Raw genomic sequence first — 17,117 nt, 5'->3', positions numbered from 1 at the left:
TTCGAACAGCACCCGGACGGATAATTCGTCAGCGGCTAACGTCCGCTCGGCCGCGCGTATCGTCGTTTATGACCGGCCTTAGCCGACGGTCCGTCCGTCGGGTGAATTCGACATCGAACGAAGAATCAGCGTCGTTACCGGGTCGAGTCCCGAATCAGTACTTGCGCGCGAGGTCGACGAGTGCGCTCCCTTCGATAGAGAGACGCTCGATGCCGTCGACGACGGTGACGACGTCGTCGTCCCCGACGTCGAGCGTCGTCCCGTGTTCGCTCGCGCGGCGCGAGGCGACGAGGTCGTACGTCGCGGAGGTGTTCTCGGCGGCCGCGAAGAACTCCACGTCGGTGTCCTCGCTCGGTTCCGCGGGGTCGATTTCCACGCCGTCGACGGCGACTCGCGCCTCGGTCGAAAGACGGAGGTCGGAGAGCGTCCCCGTGTACTCGAACCGGTGTAACCCGCCCGTGAGGTATCCCTCGGTGCTCGGACCGAACGTCACCGCTCTCCCCTCCGTGAGGTCGTCGCCGGGTTCCGTGGTCCCCTCGACGGTGAACTCGTAGGTGACGTCCTCGCCCATCCACTCTATCTCCAGCGTGTGCGACCGGGACCCCGCCCGCGCCGGAACCGCAGCGTCGTACGCCACGTCGGCGAGGACGACCGACCCGTCGACCGTTCCTCCGATGCTCCCGGCCGTATCGCCGACGACGGTGAACCCCCCGACGATGCTGTCCGTCGTGTCGGCGAACTCGAGCCAGCGGTTCCCCGCCGCACCGGTCGGCTCGAACTGCACGTCCGACGCCGCTTCGCCGACGCCGACGAACCCGGTTCGGACGCCCATCTCTATCGGGATGTTCACCCGGTACGTCCCCGCGGGGAACTCGACGAACACTCCGTCGTCGACCGCTCCCCCGAGTGCGCCGCCGATCGGGATGGTCCCGGTCGGGTCCGCACCCAGGTCTTCGACGGCGTTCACGCGGCGGTCGAACGAAATGTCGTTGTGCTGAACCTCCGCGGCGACGGAACTGCTCGACGCGGCGGCACCCGTGGCGACTGCCGCGGCCGCCGCACCCAGTCGAAGCGCGTCTCGTCGGCCGAGAAGCGTCGGTTCCTCGTCCCCGTCCGTTCTGCCCGTATCGCTCGGTCTATCTGCCATGGACGCTCGGTTAATTAGGGATTATTTAGATAAGTGCTTCGATTATTCCGTGCTTTTTATGTCTGTAACTATATTATTAACTTAGAGACTTTCTCTAATTAGTGAATGTGTCGGAGAGACTGTTTCAGTCGAAACGGGGCTATGAGGCCCCTGTAGAAGTCCCCAAACGCGACCGAACGGTTCTCCCCGACTTCGATGAAACGCTGTTATCGGGGCGTTAATAGCTCGTTAACGCGGTCGTCATCGACGCGGAGAACGTGTTCGCGTCTGTGTGGTCCCGCGAGAACAGGTACGTCCAGTAGATGGCGACGGACTGCGTCTCGGAGTCCGCCTCAGTGTTGCAACCGCCGGTACAACTCTTCGAGGCGTTCGACCGTCACCGGCCACGAGTATTCGCGTTCGACCTGCGCGCGACTCCGCGCCCCCATCGCGTCGACCTGTTCGGGGTCGTTTATCAGGTCCGAGAGGTTCGCCGCGAGCGAATCGGCGTCGCCCGGCGCGACGAGGACGCCGTTTCCGTCTATCAGGCTCGGAATCGCTCCCACCGTCGTCGTGAGCAGAGCGTTTCCGCCCGCCATCGCCTCCAACAGCGCGATGGGTAGGTTCTCGGCGTGCGTCGGGAGCACGAACACGGACCCCTCACAGAGCAGTTCGCGCTTTCGTTCCTCGCTTACGTACCCCTCGTAAGTCACCTCGGGATGTCGCTCCGCGAGGTTCTCCGCGAGATGTGAGAGCGGTCCCGACCCGGCGATGGTGACGCGGCAGTCCTCGCCGCGCGCGAGGAGTTCGTCGACGGCCTCCGTGAACTCGCGGATGCCCTTCCGTTCGATGTGGTTCGAGACGAAGACGACGTGCGGCGGGCGCGCGCCGTACTCCGGTTCGTACTCGTCCGGGTCGACGGCGTTCGGCAGCACCGTCGTCTTCTCTTCGCCGACGCGCGGGCCGATTATCTCCTGCCAGTACTCCGAGAGCACGATGACGTTGTCGCAGTGCTCGAAGACGAGCGACTGGTACCACCGGAGGAGACGAGAGTCAGACTGGACGAAACTGTCGAACGACGACCCGTGGATGTGAAAGACGACCGGAACCTCCCAGACGACGGACGCGAAGAAGACGTAGAGACTCGACTGGAAAAAGGAGTACCAGTGGCTCGAGTGCACGTGGAGGACGTCCGGCGGTCGCCGGAAGGGAAAACAGAGCACCTGCCAGACCGCCTGTAACGCCGCCCAGAGGAACGCCGACAGAGAGTCCGTGTCGTCGACGGCCACGTCGTAGACCCGAACCGAGACGCCGTCACCGAGGCGTTGCCGTTGCTCGCGGATGTACTGTGCGATTCCACCGGTCGGCTTTCCCGCCGGTCCGACCAGCATGATATCTGTTGCCCGCATTGAGTGTTACACCGGCGGGACCGTGGATAGTAATGGAGTAGTTACGCCGCAATCGCCCGCGTCGAGGCGGTTCCGCGAACCGGCGGAGCGTCGCAGTCAGTTAGGTGAGAGTGCGAGTCGCGTCGTTACCACCGCGGTAACGCCGTGTCTCACCCCGTCGCTTCGAGCGGAAGCCCCTCTTGGTCGACGTAGTACAGTCGGTAGTCGCCGTTCGTCTGGACGCGGGAGATGCGCGGCGTGACCTGCTGGTCTATCCGGTCGAAGTCCTCGTTTTGATAGCGGATTCCGTGGTATCCCACCGTCTCGCGTTCGCGGTCGCGTTCGGAGACGACGAGGTAGTATCCGGGATGGTCGGTCCGGTTGTTCCCGCGGTATCTCGTTACGTTCTCAATGCTGTTGAACTCCTCCTGGGACATTCCCCACATCAAGCGGTCCGGAATTCCCGCGCTGAGCGCGTCCGAGAACCGTTCCGGACCGGAACGAACCTTCGCGAACGGGACTTCCTCGGCGCGGTGTTGGAACGTGGCGTTGTAGCCGACGAACTGCGACTCCGGCGTCTCCGAGGAGGGAAGATAGATGTACGGCGACGGATAGAACGCCACGAGCGACCCCGTGAGTACCAAGATGGCGAGAACGGTGCTCGCGACGCGGGCCCCTCCGCTCAGATGCGGCCCGTACTCCGCCGCTAGCTTGTACAGCGCGATGGCTCCGAGGACGCCGACCAACACCATCGCGAATCCCAGGTGGCGGAAGAAGTACGACGAGACGTTTCCGATGAACTGCGCGGCGAAGAACGGCCCGAGGGTGAGCGCGGAAAAGCCGATATAGGTCACCGCAATCCCGGAGTCGTCGGTTCGGTCGCGAACGCCTCCGAACACCTCTCCGAGGATGAGGCCGCTGGCCAGGATGATGTAGAGCATCGAGATGCCGAACAGTTTGGCGAACAGTTCCCAGATGCTGATTCCCAGCGACCCCGCCGACTCGCTTCGGTCTTGCGCGATGTCTCCGGCGCCCTGTCCGGTCTCTGCGAACCCGATGACGGACTCCGTCAGGTTCTGGGCGAAGATGAACGTGTGCTGGTGCTGTACCGCCCACGTGACGAATATCACCCCGAGGACGACCACCTGCCCCGCGAGCAGTCGATACTCGAAGGCGGTCGACGCGTCGTTGCGACGGCGCAGGACGTACCCGACGCCGAATATCGTGAACAACAGAATGAGCACGTCGATGGCCACCTGCGGGTGGTAGAACACGGTGGCCCCGAGAGCGACGGGCGAGAGGAGACTCACGGCCGAGAGCCAGTCAGGAAGCGCGTCGTCCTCGGCGGCGCGGGTGACGTGCTTGAACGTGAGATAGAGGACGAACGGGAAGTAAAGCGTCGTCAGCGTGTAACTGTGGAAGTGAGCGTGGGTACTGATGTTGTTCACAGAGAGCATGAGCATCCCGGTGAACACCGCGAGTCCGACCGCGCGTTCGTCACGCACGACGGCCCACACCGCAAGCGGGATGAACACGAGGGTGACCGTCGACATGGTGAGCATCGCGTACATCAGCCCGTGGCGAATCGATACCCCCATCGTCTGCGAGAGGAAGGCGGCGAGCGAGTGCCCGCCCGGGTAGATCAGGTCTCCGAATCCGAAGTCGGTCTGGACGAGCGCTTTCGTCCATCCGAGGTGGGTCATCGCGTCGCCGGACCCGTGGAAGTACATCCCCTGTAGGAACGGGAGACCGAGGAACGATATCATGGTGAGCCCGGCGAGTCCGACGCCGAGAGCGCGCGTGACTCGCTCGCCGGAAACCGCGGTTCCGAGACCGATTCCGACGGCGACGAGAGCGCCGAGCCAGTACAGAAGCGGCGTCGAGGTGTATATCGATGCGTCGTAGCCGGGCGAGGGGTTCACTCTCGCCCAGAGAACAGCGCCCGCTAACGCGAGATAACCGACGACGAGTGCGAGATGCAGAGCGTCGGTAGTTCCAGTCTGCGACTGCGACCGAGTCGTCCGGGTTGCACTCATCGGTCAGGGGGCGAACAGCGACCGTGTCTGTCCACCCCGGTGGTGCGTTCCCCTGTCGATACGAATTTCACACGTAGCACGAGGAGAACCGCTACTATCGTTATGTTTGATGTAACGCTATCGTACCGCGACCACTCGACGGAGAATACGCCTCCTACGTCGCCGTCGATTGGGATAAACTACCGATTGAGACGCTTTCTCGACCGAATTCGTCCGGTCGAAACAGCGGTTCTCCGACGGTTCCGGTGACTCTCCAACCGATGTGTCCGCCTCTGTCCGCCGTCGCCCGAATTCGACCCCCGATTCTCCACCGACCGCTCCGACCGTCGAACAGAATACCGATAACGGTTCGAATCGTACGGTCGGGGTATGAACTCGTGTACCGGAGTGAGCCGACTCACTCTCTCGCGACGTGACCGCGCGACAACCGAACCGCAGTCGGTCGAGCCATGACCGACGAGACGCCGATGGAAGGCGACGAGTACAGCCACCCCGACGGGACCACTGAAATCGTCTACCTGACAGAAGACGGCCGGGTGCTGACGCTCCGCGAGTACCCGTCGGCGAACGCGTTCAACGAGACGGTCGATGCCGCCGCTTACCGCGGCATCAACGACGACGTGGCGGCGCTTCCGAGCCGAGACGCGTTTCTCGACGCGGAGTTCCCGGAGGACGCAGACGAACCGAGCGAGAACTCTCGAACCGACGAACCCGAAAACTGACCGCGCCCGAGTCGGGACCTCTCGTTCGGGTCGAGGACCCGTCGCGGAGTGTCGAACGTCGAGGAGAACGCACCGACGACGCTCGTTCGTCGAAAAACGTGCTGCGGGTGCGAGTCGCCCGCCCGATTATTCGCCGACCGCGGTCACGTTGAACCAGATGTTGACGGTGCGATACGCCGTCTCCTCGCTGGGGTCGGCTGGCGCGTCGCCGCGGTAGACGTAGTAGACGAGTTGTAGGTCCTCACCCTGCATCGTCGGGGTTATCCGGTGGCCGTACTGCCACGACTGGCCGGCCGCGAGCGTCTGCGACTCCCGCTTTAACTCGTCGCGCTCGACCACGTTGTCGCCCTCTACGCGTTGCAGTTCGGCGACGGCAGTGTACTTCGTCTGCTCTTGCTCGTAGTTCTCCACGAGCAGAACCAACTCGGAGGACGTTCCGTTGGTGAACTGATCGGGGTAGTTTCCGGCGGTGAGCGACCCGTCGTCCTGTTCGGTGAGAAGCGACACCTGCGTGAACTGCGACCCGTCGGCGGGCGCGACGAGACCGAACGTCACCGCGCCGACGGCGAGAACTACCGCACACAGCAGCGCGACGTTCACCGCTCGGTTACCGTTCGACCCGTCGAACGCGGTTCGAGCCTCGATGGCGGCCGTTCGGAGAGGAAGGGCGTAGCGCGTTTTGTCCGGCGTCCGCGCGCGCCGAACCGCGCCGAGAAGCGTCGCCACGGTGGCCGTTCCGGTCGCGATACCGACGATAGCCGTCTGTTGGTAGTCGAAGAGAGCGACGTCGAGCAGTAAGGCGAAGATGGGGACGAACGCGACGCTGAGTCCGAACCCGAACGCGAGTCGTTCGAGGAACGGAAGACCCGCCCGCGTCGGTCCGTCGCCGTCGTTACCGCCGACGTACCAGCTTCTGTTGCGGTTCATCGGCGACGGATCCGAGACCGACCGAGTCGACGCCGAAGCCGGGAAAAGCAGCGTCGAGACGGCGTATCCCGGGAGGAACAACACGAGGAACGCGCCGGCGACTACCTGTATCGGACCCCCGATGCCCGACGTAACCACGAACGCGACTGCGGCGACGGCGGCGAGCGTCAGTATCGTGTCCGCCGCGAGTTCTTTTCGACTCACGGTTCTCTCTCCTGTCGAACGGCTTCGAGCGACGGTGCTCGTCGAGTGGTCGAGTGGCGAGTCACTACCTGCCCTCTGTCTCGTAGTCTCTTTGTTACGTTCAGAATAAACTACCTCTCGACCGGCTCCGGCGTCGCGTCCACGTCTCCGCCGTCGGGCGTCCCTCGGCCGTTCGGCAGTCGATTCCGCCGTCGTCCGGCGTCTCCGCTCGTCCGGCAGTCTCCGACTGCGACCGAAACGAGATGCCGTGCCTGCCGACGCGGGGTTCGCCTCGGCCGTCTGACTCTTCGGGGACGACCCCTTCGCACGCGCGGAACGTTCCCTATAACAAAACCCGCGTCCCCGAATATCCATCCGATGGACGCGACATCCGAGTACGCTCCCAAAGTGAGCGTCGTCATCCCGACGTACGGACGACCTGACTACCTCCCCGACGCCGCAGAGAGCGTCGCGGCGCAGACGTACTCGAACGTCGAACTCGTCGTCGTCGACGACCACTCGCCCGAACCGGCCGAACCGGCCCTCGAAGACGCGTCGTTGGACGGCCTCTCGTGGCGATGTCTCCGCCACGAGGAGAACCAAGGGGCCAACGCCGCCCGGCGGACCGGAATCGACGCCACCGACGGCGAAATCGTGGCGTTCCTCGACGACGACGACTACTGGACTGAGACGGTGCTCGAACGGGTCGTCGAGGCGTTCCGGACGGGCGGGCCGGACGTCGGCGTCGTCTCCACCGGGGTTCGCGTCGTCGACGCCGAGGGTGAACAGATCGGACAGACCATCCCCGAGTTCGGCGGCGACGTGACCGAGGCACTGCTCCGCGGTCACCTACAGGCGGCGACGTTCTCTCGATTCGCGGTCCGCCGCGACGTGTTCGAGGCGGCGGGATATCCCGACGAACGACTGCCCAGTCTGCAGGACCGCGAGTGGCATATCCGCCTCTCGCAACACACCCGATACGCCTCCGTGCCGGAGGCGTTGGTCGTCAGGCGAGTCACCGACCACGACCAGATTACGGACGATTTCGAGAAACTGCGAGACGAGTCGGTCCCCCTCATCGTCGGGAAGCACGGGTCGCTCGCGGCGTCGTACGGCGACGACTGTCACCGAGAGTTCCTCGCTCACTTCGACCGGACGCTCGGGTTCTCGGCGCTCAGAAACGGTTACTACCGCGATTCGGTGCGACTCCTCGTCCGCTCGATTCGCCGGGACCCGACGCAGGTGTCCACGTACGGCTACCTCGCGTTGGCTCTCGGCGGCCCGTTCACGTACGGGTCCGCGCGCCGCGCCAAACGCTGGCTCTCTGGTCGCGTCTCGGCCTGAGCGTCTCCTGTCGGGCCGTGCTGTCGTCCTTTTCTCGCCCTTTTCGCTTCGAGAAGTCAGGATTTCACCCCGGGAGCGCCGCGTTCAGTCGTAGTTCGACTGAAGCCACTGCTCGACCGTCGTCAGTCCGGACACCGCGCCGATGTGGTCTTGCTCTTGGGTCTCGAAGTGCTCTTCCGTGATTCTGCGGACGGTGTCTTCGTCGAAGAACTCGCGGTCCGCCGCGTCGTCCATCAGTCCGACGAGACGCTCTCGCAGGTCGTCGTCGGAGATAGACCAGACGCTCTGCATCCGGCGGCCGCCGTAGGCCGTCGTGCCGCGGAGGCGCTGAATCGACGTGCTCACGACGAACCCGGTCGCGTGCTGCCACAGGGGCCGTTCCGGCGGCATCTTCGTCCGTTCGTACGGGATGTCTTCCATCCCGTGTCCGATTTCGCGCGTGAGGTCGAGTTTCCCTTGGGCCGTCCCGTACGGAATCTTCCCTTTCGTTCCGGGAACCCACTTCACCCGGTCTTCGAGGGGCATCTTCGTCACCGAACGGAGGAACTCCCCGTGGGCGAACGGGACGCGCGTCCCGGCGCGACTGCGGACGAGTTTGTTGCTCGCGAAGTCGCCGCGGGGGAAGTAGTTGCGGTAGTACGCGTCCATCACCGTCTCGGCGTAGCCGTCCTGTCCGCTCTTTCCGACCTCCTCGCGGTACGTCTTCTCTAAGTCGACGTCGCCGGAGAGAATCTCCGAGACGGTCTCTTTGTCGGTCTGGTGTTTCGCCTGATAGAGGGCGTCCTCGCGGGAGTCGCTCAGTTCGATGGAGGCGCGTCCGATGCCGTCGCCCATCATCCCGCCCTGTCCGCAGGCCTCAATGAGCAGGTCGGACGGGTCCGAGACGGAGAACACCGAGGTCAGGTTGAGGAACGTGTTCCACCCGAGCATTCCGTCCACGATGGTCACCGCGTCCTCGAAGTTCTCGACGAACGAGTCGGGCGTGAGGTCGACCTCCTCGTTGCTCAGTCCGAGCGTCCCCGCCACTTCCCGCGCGAGTTCGAGGTTGCCGCCGCCCGCGGGGTTGGCGTCGTAGGTGTACGTCGTCATGTCCGGGACGTGTTGGCCCAGTTCTGCCGCCATCGTCCGACTGTCGAGGCCGCCGGAGAGCCACAGACCGACCGAACTCCCCTCCATCGTCGCCGCCGAGTCGCGCATCGCGCTCCGGTACGCGGCGGCGAGGTTTCGGCTGAACGACGCCTTCGGCCGGGTGTCGAACTCGAAGTTCCAGTAGCGCTGCACCTGCGGGTCGCCGCCCTCGTACTCCAGCGTGCTCCCGCTATCGAGGAACGTCGCCTCCTCTACCAGCGTCTTGTCGCCCCAGACGTGGCCGATGACGAGCAGGTCGCCGACGGCGCGTTCGTCCACGGTCGGGTCAGAGAGCGTCTCTGCGACTTCGTTGAGGTTCGACCCGAAGACGAAGTCGTCGCCGTCCTCGGCGTAGTATATCGACCGCGTCCCGAGTTTGTCCGTCGCGACGACGAGTCGGTCGCCGTCGGTGCAGGCGAGAGCGAACGGGCCGTCCACCTCCGGAAGCGTGTCGGAGGGGTTTTCGAAGGCGCGTTCGAACAGGTCCCCGGCGTCCCAGTCGAGCGTCGAGAGGTTCGAAACCGCCCCGTAGACGATTCCTGTCAGTCCGTCTTCGTCGTACGTCTCCCACCCGCCGGGGTCTTTCTGACTCAGGTGTTCGACGCCGAGGCTGTAGTCGCCGCGAGAGAGCGTCACGGTCTCGCTCTCCGCCTTCGTCGGGGTCTCCCCGAGGAGGCGGCGGAGCGTCGATTCAGAGTAGTTTCCGCCGATGAGTCCGGTCATAGTTGAGAACCGCGCGTACCGCGTGCGCGTTGTCGTTTCGTCTCCGCACGTGATATTCGTTATAGTGAAACTAAGGGTCGTACGGGACTGCTGCGGGGAGTATAGCGTTCGACCGACCGCCCTCGACCTGTCGCGTCGGCGTCCAGGCCTCCGAATCCGGGCGCTGTCGCCGTCCGCACCCATTATCACTCTAATAACAATGTCCACGGAGCGGGTTTTCTCGCGTGACACACAGCATGTACTCTCTCTCGCAACTGAAACGGGGGCTGGATTCGCCCCATCTCCTCGTCCGCGAAGCCAACCGCGTCGTTCACACCCGCGGTAACCGACGCCACAACGACGGTATCGACGTCTTCGCCGAGGACTGGGACAACCTCCTCATCCTCGATGCGTGCCGGTACGACATGTTCCGCGACCAACACGACCTACCGGGCCGACTGGAGTCTCGCGTCTCGAAGGGAGCCCACACCAGCGAGTTCCTCGAGGCGAACGTCGCCGGCCGCGACCTGCGCGATACGGTGTACGTCACCGCGAGTCCGATGTACTACAGAAAGCGCGAGGAACTGGACGCGCAGTTTCACGACGTCGTCAACGTCTGGAAGGAAGGCGGGTGGCACGACGAGTACCGCACGGTGATGCCCGAGACTGTCGTCGAGTACGCCGAGGAGGCGGCCGAACGCTACCCCGACAAGCGCCTCTTGGTCCACTTTCTGCAACCGCACTACCCGTTCGTCGGCGAGACTGGCCGGACGCACTTCGACTTAGACGACCTGGCGTTCGAGTGGGATGCCGCCTTCGAGGACAAGTTCGGATTCTCCGACGAGATTCTCTGGCGCGCGTTCCGCGAGAACCTCGACGTGGCGCTTCCGCACGTCGAACGACTCATGCACGCGCTTTCGGGCAAGACCGTCGTCTCGGCGGACCACGGGCAGATGATAGGCGACCGTTCGTGGCCGATTCCGAGTCGCGAGTACGGCCACCCGCCGGGAATCTACACGACGGAACTGACGAAGGTGCCGTGGCTCGTCTTCGAGAACGGGCCGCGCAAGACGATTCACCACGGTGCGGCGGGCGACGAGGTGGAGACGCCGGATCCGGAATCCGTGGCGTCGCCGGACGATGCCTCCGCGGACGACGGCGAGAGCGAAGAGGACGCGGACGAACTCGTCGAAGACCGGTTAGAGAGTCTCGGCTATCTGTAGCGCGGCGCGGCCAAAAAAGATCTCGAAAATTCGGTTCGGGCGGACTACCCGTCGTTGTCCTCGAACGAGAGCGACGCCTTCCCGTTGACGTTCATCGATTCGATGTCGCCCGAGAAGCGGTAGCGGTCGATACCCTCGTCGACGACGCCGACGACGGTGTTTTCGGTGATGTCGTCTTCCAGGTCGTCCCACGAGGTGACCGCGACGCTGTTTTCGGCGTCTCGCTTCAGGTCGCCGGTCACGGTTATCTCGTAGCCCGAGACTCGCTTCGCCTCGGACCCGTCCACCGTGATGACGTTCGGGAGTCCCGTCTCCGTCCCGTCGTCCGCGGTGGAGTCGTCGGACGTGCCGTCGTCCGTACTTCCGTCGTTCGACGTCTTGGTGACGAGTTCGGAGGAGTCGACGAGTTCACCGTCCAGGTAGAGTTCCGCACTCCCTTGGTTGAACGAGAACGCGGTCACTTCGCCGGTGAACTGCACGCCGTCGTCGTCGTTCGTCACCCATCCCTCGAGGACGTTCCCGTCGAGAGAGTCGTACGACGAGAGGGAAGTGCCGATTTCGGGGTCGTCGGAGATGTCGCCCGAGACTTCGAGGTGGTAGTTCGTCGGGGTGCCGTCGGGGGCTATCCGGAGCGTGTGGCTGGTGGTGCTCGTGCCATCGTCGGTGGTGCCATCGTCCGTACTCCCGTCGCCGGTGCTTCCGTCCGACGTACTGCCGTCCGACGTTCCGTCATCGGTGGTGCCGTCGTCAGTGCTTCCGTCCGACGTACTGCCGTCCGACGTCCCGTCATCGGTGCTCCCGTCGGAGGTGTTCTCGTCCGCCGTCTCGGAAACGAGTGCCGCGGGGTCGACGGATTCGCCGTCGAGGTAGAGTGCCGCGCCGCCCTCGGTGAACGAGAACGCGGTGACCTCACCGGAGAACTGCACGGCGTCGATGTCGGACGACACCCATCCGTCGAGGACGCCGCCGTCCATCGAGTCGTACTTCGTCAGCGACGTACCGAGTCCCGGGTGGTCCACGATGTCGCCCGAGACTTCGAGGTGGTAGTTCGTCGACGTTCCGTCGGGCACTATCTGGAGCGTGTGGTCGCACTCGCTGTCTGCGACGAGCGTCGAGGGGTCGACGACGTCCGTCCCGTTGACGGTGACGTCGGCTTCCCCTTCGAGGAACGTGACGGGGCCGAGGGCGTCCGAAAACGAGTACTCGTCCGCGCTTCCTTCGGTCGTGACCCACCCGGAGACGGTTCCCGAGTCGATTTCGTCCCACGATTCGACGTCGCCGTTCTCTTCGACGCTTCCGGCGGCCGAGAACTCGTAGTTCGTCTTCGTCCCCGTCCCCGTGACGGTCAGGTTGTTCGGGAGCGACGACCCGGACGTGTAGTCCGACTGATTAGTCGTCCCGTCGCCGACGGAGAACTCGTCGTCCGGGACCGGGCAGGTGTCGGAGTTCGTGATGCCCGAGGTGGAGACGCTCGACCCGTCGAAGATGGTCGCCTGACCGTTGACGTTGATGTTCGTGTTCTCGATCGCGCTGTTGTCCGAGTTCCGGAGATAGACGCCGTCGCGACTCCCCGTCATCTGGAGACAGCTGTTTCGGACGAGCGACCCGTCGCGGTTGTCGATGCGAATCGCCGGTGCCGAACCCGAGGACGACCCGGTGACGCTCACGCCGTCGAGCGTGACGCCCCACGGTCGCTCGCCGGTGTTTCCGAGGCGCGGGTCTCGGGGGTCGTCTATACGGATCGCCGCGATTCCGTCGGCGTCCATCTGGAACCGGCTGTTGCGGATAGCCATCTCGCCCGCAGACCCGTCCACCCAAATCGCCGCCGTCGTCCTCGACGGGGCGGATTTGTAGATGAAGTCGCAGTCCTCGATGAAGCCGCCGTTGTCGCCTCTGCGGCCCGTCTCCCACGTGATGCAGTGGGGGTTGATGTGCTCGCCGCCGTTGTCCTCGTTCGCGTTATCCGTGTCGAGGAAGAACCGGCAGCCCGTGACGTGGCAACCGTCGCCGCCGATGCGGAGCGACGTCTGGTTGTTGTTGACGAAAAGCGAGTCTTCGACTTTCACGTCGCCGCGTGCGGCGCGAGCGTAGATTGCGTTCGTCCCGGTGTTCTCGATGTGGGAGTTCCGAACGACCAACTCGCCGACGTGGTTCCGGCCGAGCCAGATGCAGCCTTCGTTGGCGTCACCGCCGAGGTGGCCGTGCGAAGTGATGTCGGTCGGGCCCTTTCGGACGAGTCCGTCGACGACCACTCGACCGCTCGAACTGGTGGCCTCCGGACTCAGGTTGTCCACCGCACCGTTGCCCTGCGTCGGATTGAAGCCGACGTAGTGGACGTCCTGCAGGCGGACGTAGCCTTCCGCACGCAGGATCATCCCGAGACTGCCCCTCTTGTCGAAGCCGTAGTCGATAGCGAAGTTCTCGACGAGGACGCCGCGCCCGTCGTTTGCCTTCAGGAGGAACTTCGAGGCACCCCTGTCGGAGACGAACCGAACGTCGGTCGGGTCGTCGCCCAGACCGCGAATTCCCCAGTTGTCCACCCCTCTCTCGGCGACGGTATCCTTCCAGTAGTACTCGCCCGGCGGGAACTCGACGAGCACGTTCCCCTCGTCGATGGTTCGGCTTATCTCGGAGTCGATCGGTTCGTTGCCGTTCGGGTCGAGACCCAGGTCGTCGACGGCGTTCACCACGCGGTCGAACGAGATACCGTATCGCTCGGTCGCGGCGGCGGCCGACCCCGCCATCGCACCCGTCCCGGTCAGCCCGACTGCGGCCGCGGCAACCCCCATCCGTAGCGCGTCTCGGCGTTTAAGAAGCGATTTATTTCCGTCTAACTGCTGATTTCGGTCTTCCCCGTTCCCCTTCTCGGCGTGAGCCGTGTCTTCTGCCATTCCGGCTGACCAACATCCCCTCTATAATATATGCTTTTCGTAAATTAGTCGCTAAAACTGTATATATGGTGCCCAGTAAAACAAAAGATACACGAATATCACTTTTTCCTGAATGTACCGTAATCCAACTATAGTTCCATGTGGGCGTCTGAAAACCCCGAAAATGCTCGATAGAGGGCTTTTAATAGCATATTAACTCTCGGGACGTCGGATTATCACTCCGTGAAAATATCCGAGCGAAATCAGTTCGCGCCGACAGATTCCATCGATTTCGTGCAGACGCTCTCGCGCGTGATGTTCTTCGTGACCAACTTGTCTGTCTTGCCGGTCAACCAGTTTCCGGAGCCGGTGACGTTGATGTCCTGGAACGAACTCCCGGGCGAACCGACGAGTTTGACGATTCCCTCGTCGTCGGGGACCGCGAGACAACAGTTCGCGAGCACCGAGTTCGGCCGACCGACTATCTCGATGAGCGGTTTCGGCCCCGTCTGAATGTCTCCCTCGACGACGATGTTTTTCATCGTGACGTTCCACGGCTTCGCCGCCGTGTTGCCGAGACGCGGGTCCTTCGGGCTGTCCGCGCGAATCGCTCTGGCGTTCGGGATGTTGAGGGAGAATCGGCAGTCTCGAACCTCGAACGCGCCCGCGGACCCGTCGGCCCATATCGCAGAGAGGACGCGCTCTCTCGGCGCCGCGTCGTAGTTGAACGTGCACCCCTCGATGGTTCCGCCGGTCAAGCCGAGGTTGCCCGTCTCCCAGACGATGCAGTTCGGGTTTATCAGCGACCCCTTGTTGTTCTTCGGAGTCTTGTTGGTGTTGACCTCGAACGTGCAGTTCTTGACGAGCGCCCCCTTTCCACCGATACGGAGGGAGGCCTGGTTGTTGTTGACGAATCGACAGTTACGGACCTCGACGGCGCCGGGCGTGCGAGAACAGTAGATGGCGTTCGTCCCGGTGTTCTTCAACAAGCTGTTTCTGATGACGAGTTTCCCGACGTGTTTCCCGCCCAGCCAGATGCTCCCCTCGTTTGCGGTTCCGTCGAGGTGGCCGTGCGAGACGATATCGGTCGGCCCCGTCCGCACGAACGTGTCTACGATTGCCGTCCCGTCTTTCGTCAGTATCTGCGGGCTGAGGTTGTCTACGGCCCCGTTTTGGTCGGTGGGGTTGAACCCGATATGTTCGACGTTCTGAACGCGGAGGTTGTCGTCCAAGCGGAGGACGTTCCCGATGGACCCCGCGCCGCTACCGTGGTCGAACGTGACGTTCTCCATCAGGAAGCCGTTGCCCCCGTTCTCGACGACGATGAACTTACGAGCCTTCTTCGAGGGCGTCGAGAAGATTACTTTCCGTCTGTTCTTCCCGGTTCCGCGGATTCCGAGCGTGTTGGCCTTCTTGACTTTGTGCTGGTTCTCGAAACGGTAGCGTCCGGGCGGGAACTCCAACAGGGTCGAACTCCGCTTGAGGAAGCCGAGGAACGCGTCGTCGATCGGTTCCTTTCCGTTCGGGTCCATCCCGAGATCGTCGACGGCGTCGAGGACGGTGTCGAAGTTGAATCCGTACGGCCCCGTTTCGGTCGGGGACTGCCCCTCCGGGCTTTCCTCCGGCCCGGTCGGGGTTTCGGTGGGCGGTGAATCGGTAGGTGTATCCTGGCCGCCACAGCCTGCCAACACCCCGGCAGTCGCTGTCGCACCGAAGAGTTTGAGATACTGGCGGCGATTCATTCTGATTGATACCTTACCCACTTGCAGGTATGGTTATTTTCTCTGTAAATCACCATCTCGGATATGGACCTCATCGAACCGTTTCCCCGTCGGGGGTAGTAATCAATATATCACCCCATATACATCAAGCCACCGCGTCGTCCGGTCTCACAGCCAGTAACGGTCGACATAAATCCGCCGTGACGAGCGACCTGCCGTTCAGATTCCATCCGTATCGGACACTCCGACTGCGTTCGACTCGTCTACTGAACCCCGTTCGGTACCGCTACCGGACTCCGACCCCGTCGTCGCGGAGAGATACTCCGAGAGGGCGTACGCCATCCACCCCTGACACCCGCGCATCAGCGTGTACTGCTTCGTGTACAGCCGGCGTTTCTGGTAGTAAAACTGGCCCTGTCCGCCGTAGAGGTTCGCCAGCGTCCAGTCGATGATGCGGCGCGCGAACGCGGTGTGTCCCGACTTCGAGAAGACGACGATGCCCTGTGCCGCGGCGTGGATATCTCTCGGGTACCGAGCGGAGTCGCTCCTGTTCGGCGCGCCGTCGGGTTCGAAAAGCACCTCGCGGTAGAACCGAAGCGCCTCGTCTACCGTGTCGGCGTAGCGTTCCTCGCCGGTGACCTCGTGATACCGCAGATACGACTCGACGATGAGGCCGTTGTGGTAGCTACTCGCCGAACGGTCGGAGGCCGACGCCGGGACGCGGTCGTTCCACCCGCCGGAATCGGTCTGTCGTTCGGCGATGTAGTCCAGAAGTGCCGCGGCGCGTTCTCGGTACGCCTCCTCGCCGAACCGGTCGTAGAGGTCCAAGAGGAGGTGCGCGCCGACCGCACCGCCGCCGAGCGAGTAGTACTCGCCGTCGTACCCCGGCCGGTAGACGATTCGCGCTCCGTCGTCTTTCTGTTTGAACCGCAGGTCCTCGAGAAGGAACTCCGCGGCCGACCGGGCCGCCTCGGCGTACCGGTCGTCTCGGCTGGCGAACCGACAGAGGGCCTTCACGGCGTAGGCGGTGGAAACGACGTTGGGCGTGTCGGCGCCGTCGAACTCGCCTCGCTGTTGGACCGGACGACGACGGCCCCCGCAGAAGCCGCTGTACCCCTCGTCTCGGTTTTCCAGGAGCCAATCCGCGAGGTAGTCCGCCTCGTCCGCGTACAGACCGTCGCTGGTGGACCGGTGGGTGGTCCGGTTCGCCATCGCGAACAGCGCGGTTCCCTCGAAGCTTTGGGTCTCTTCGACGAGGAACAGCGGTCGGAGGTTCACGGGCGCGCGTTCGATGCCTTCTCGGACGGCGACGTCGGCCCACTCGCTCTCGATGGGGAGCGCCCGCAGAAGCCCACTTCTCGTCCCGTCGAAGCGGTCCGGACCGGTGTAGTCGCGGGCTCTCGCGTACGCGAGTGTATCCTCGAGTAATCCGACGACGAACTCCCGGTCGTCGGCGCTGCGCCGCGCGTCCATAGAGAGTCTGTGCCCCCGTTCGCGCCGACGCTGTCGACGCTCTCGGAGCGATTCGGTGAGCGATTGCACGATATCTGATGACGTGTTCATGTATGAGGGTGTCCTCGCCGAGCGACTCGCTCGACGTCGTCTTCGCATGCAGAGACTGAGTATCGGGACTTTGTTATACAGCGTATGACCGGCGACTCGGCGTCTCGGAAGCCCCGCCGTCGCTCTCTTTGCGCCCGCCGTCGCCCGCCGCCCGACCGGAGGCCTCCGTGCGGTTATGGGCGCT

At 63.7% G+C, this 17,117-nt stretch carries 11 protein-coding genes; 3 read left to right on the top strand and 8 right to left on the bottom strand.

Features of this window, described 5'->3' with window-relative positions; translation table 11 throughout:
• Nucleotides 1–154: 154 nt before the first annotated feature.
• The 3 genes from BM167_RS13435 to BM167_RS13425 form a co-directional block, all read right to left on the bottom strand.
• Nucleotides 155–1,147: a pectate lyase family protein gene (locus BM167_RS13435; protein WP_092893236.1), complete on the bottom strand. Its 993-nt coding sequence runs from the start codon at nucleotides 1,145–1,147 to the stop codon at nucleotides 155–157.
• A gap of 332 nt (nucleotides 1,148–1,479) precedes the next feature.
• Nucleotides 1,480–2,535 (bottom strand): glycosyltransferase family 4 protein, encoded by a 1,056-nt coding sequence (locus tag BM167_RS13430; RefSeq protein ID WP_092893235.1) that lies wholly within the window; start codon nucleotides 2,533–2,535, stop codon nucleotides 1,480–1,482.
• A gap of 149 nt (nucleotides 2,536–2,684) precedes the next feature.
• Nucleotides 2,685–4,550, bottom strand: coding sequence for a hypothetical protein (locus BM167_RS13425; protein ID WP_092893234.1), 1,866 nt, complete (start codon nucleotides 4,548–4,550; stop codon nucleotides 2,685–2,687).
• A 449-nt stretch (nucleotides 4,551–4,999) separates the two neighbouring features.
• On the opposite strand from BM167_RS13425, the gene BM167_RS13420 reads away from it, so the two are divergent.
• Nucleotides 5,000–5,272, top strand: a complete 273-nt coding sequence (locus tag BM167_RS13420) for a hypothetical protein (protein WP_092893233.1) — start codon at nucleotides 5,000–5,002, stop codon at nucleotides 5,270–5,272.
• Between the two features lie 126 nt (nucleotides 5,273–5,398).
• Here the strand turns inward: BM167_RS13420 and BM167_RS13415 are convergent, their stop codons facing one another.
• Nucleotides 5,399–6,403 (bottom strand): DUF1616 domain-containing protein, encoded by a 1,005-nt coding sequence (locus BM167_RS13415; RefSeq protein ID WP_177213374.1) that lies wholly within the window; start codon nucleotides 6,401–6,403, stop codon nucleotides 5,399–5,401.
• 357 nt (nucleotides 6,404–6,760) lie between these two features.
• Between BM167_RS13415 and BM167_RS13410 the strand changes: the two genes are divergently transcribed.
• A complete protein-coding gene (locus tag BM167_RS13410) occupies nucleotides 6,761–7,726 on the top strand; it encodes a glycosyltransferase family 2 protein (RefSeq protein ID WP_092893231.1) in 966 nt (321 codons plus the stop codon).
• Nucleotides 7,727–7,810: 84 nt separating this feature from the next.
• Here BM167_RS13410 and BM167_RS13405 read toward each other — a convergent pair whose 3' ends face one another.
• The gene (locus tag BM167_RS13405) at nucleotides 7,811–9,577 is read right to left on the bottom strand and encodes an asparagine synthase-related protein (RefSeq protein WP_177213373.1); all 1,767 of its coding nucleotides are present in this window, start codon (nucleotides 9,575–9,577) and stop codon (nucleotides 7,811–7,813) included.
• A 236-nt stretch (nucleotides 9,578–9,813) separates the two neighbouring features.
• On the opposite strand from BM167_RS13405, the gene BM167_RS13400 reads away from it, so the two are divergent.
• Nucleotides 9,814–10,779, top strand: coding sequence for a hypothetical protein (locus BM167_RS13400; RefSeq protein ID WP_092893229.1), 966 nt, complete (start codon nucleotides 9,814–9,816; stop codon nucleotides 10,777–10,779).
• 44 nt (nucleotides 10,780–10,823) lie between these two features.
• Here BM167_RS13400 and BM167_RS13395 read toward each other — a convergent pair whose 3' ends face one another.
• The 3 genes from BM167_RS13395 to BM167_RS13385 form a co-directional block, all read right to left on the bottom strand.
• On the bottom strand, nucleotides 10,824–13,670 hold the full coding sequence (locus BM167_RS13395) for an autotransporter outer membrane beta-barrel domain-containing protein (protein WP_092893228.1): 2,847 nt from the start codon (nucleotides 13,668–13,670) through the stop codon (nucleotides 10,824–10,826).
• Nucleotides 13,671–13,912: 242 nt separating this feature from the next.
• Nucleotides 13,913–15,391, bottom strand: coding sequence for a right-handed parallel beta-helix repeat-containing protein (locus BM167_RS13390; protein ID WP_092893227.1), 1,479 nt, complete (start codon nucleotides 15,389–15,391; stop codon nucleotides 13,913–13,915).
• Nucleotides 15,392–15,589: 198 nt separating this feature from the next.
• Nucleotides 15,590–16,933 (bottom strand): YyaL domain-containing protein, encoded by a 1,344-nt coding sequence (locus BM167_RS13385; RefSeq protein WP_218153801.1) that lies wholly within the window; start codon nucleotides 16,931–16,933, stop codon nucleotides 15,590–15,592.
• Between the last annotated feature and the right edge of the window lie 184 nt (nucleotides 16,934–17,117).

The organism is Halopelagius inordinatus (assembly GCF_900113245.1).
Classification (GTDB): Archaea; Halobacteriota; Halobacteria; order Halobacteriales; family Haloferacaceae; genus Halopelagius; species Halopelagius inordinatus.
Note: the sequence above shows the minus strand (reverse complement) of the source record. Positions and strands in the feature narration are given on the sequence as shown.

Excerpts from the sequence above, each read along its gene's own strand:
- BM167_RS13395 (WP_092893228.1), bottom strand. The coding sequence starts at position 13,670 with ATGGCAGAAGACACGGCTCACGCCGAGAAGGGGAACGGGGAAGACCGA.
- BM167_RS13390 (WP_092893227.1), bottom strand. The coding sequence starts at position 15,391 with ATGAATCGCCGCCAGTATCTCAAACTCTTCGGTGCGACAGCGACTGCC.
- BM167_RS13435 (WP_092893236.1), bottom strand. The coding sequence starts at position 1,147 with ATGGCAGATAGACCGAGCGATACGGGCAGAACGGACGGGGACGAGGAA.
- BM167_RS13385 (WP_218153801.1), bottom strand. The coding sequence starts at position 16,933 with ATGAACACGTCATCAGATATCGTGCAATCGCTCACCGAATCGCTCCGA.
- BM167_RS13405 (WP_177213373.1), bottom strand. The coding sequence starts at position 9,577 with ATGACCGGACTCATCGGCGGAAACTACTCTGAATCGACGCTCCGCCGC.
- BM167_RS13420 (WP_092893233.1), top strand. The coding sequence starts at position 5,000 with ATGACCGACGAGACGCCGATGGAAGGCGACGAGTACAGCCACCCCGAC.
- BM167_RS13425 (WP_092893234.1), bottom strand. The coding sequence starts at position 4,550 with ATGAGTGCAACCCGGACGACTCGGTCGCAGTCGCAGACTGGAACTACC.
- BM167_RS13430 (WP_092893235.1), bottom strand. The coding sequence starts at position 2,535 with ATGCGGGCAACAGATATCATGCTGGTCGGACCGGCGGGAAAGCCGACC.
- BM167_RS13400 (WP_092893229.1), top strand. The coding sequence starts at position 9,814 with ATGTACTCTCTCTCGCAACTGAAACGGGGGCTGGATTCGCCCCATCTC.
- BM167_RS13410 (WP_092893231.1), top strand. The coding sequence starts at position 6,761 with ATGGACGCGACATCCGAGTACGCTCCCAAAGTGAGCGTCGTCATCCCG.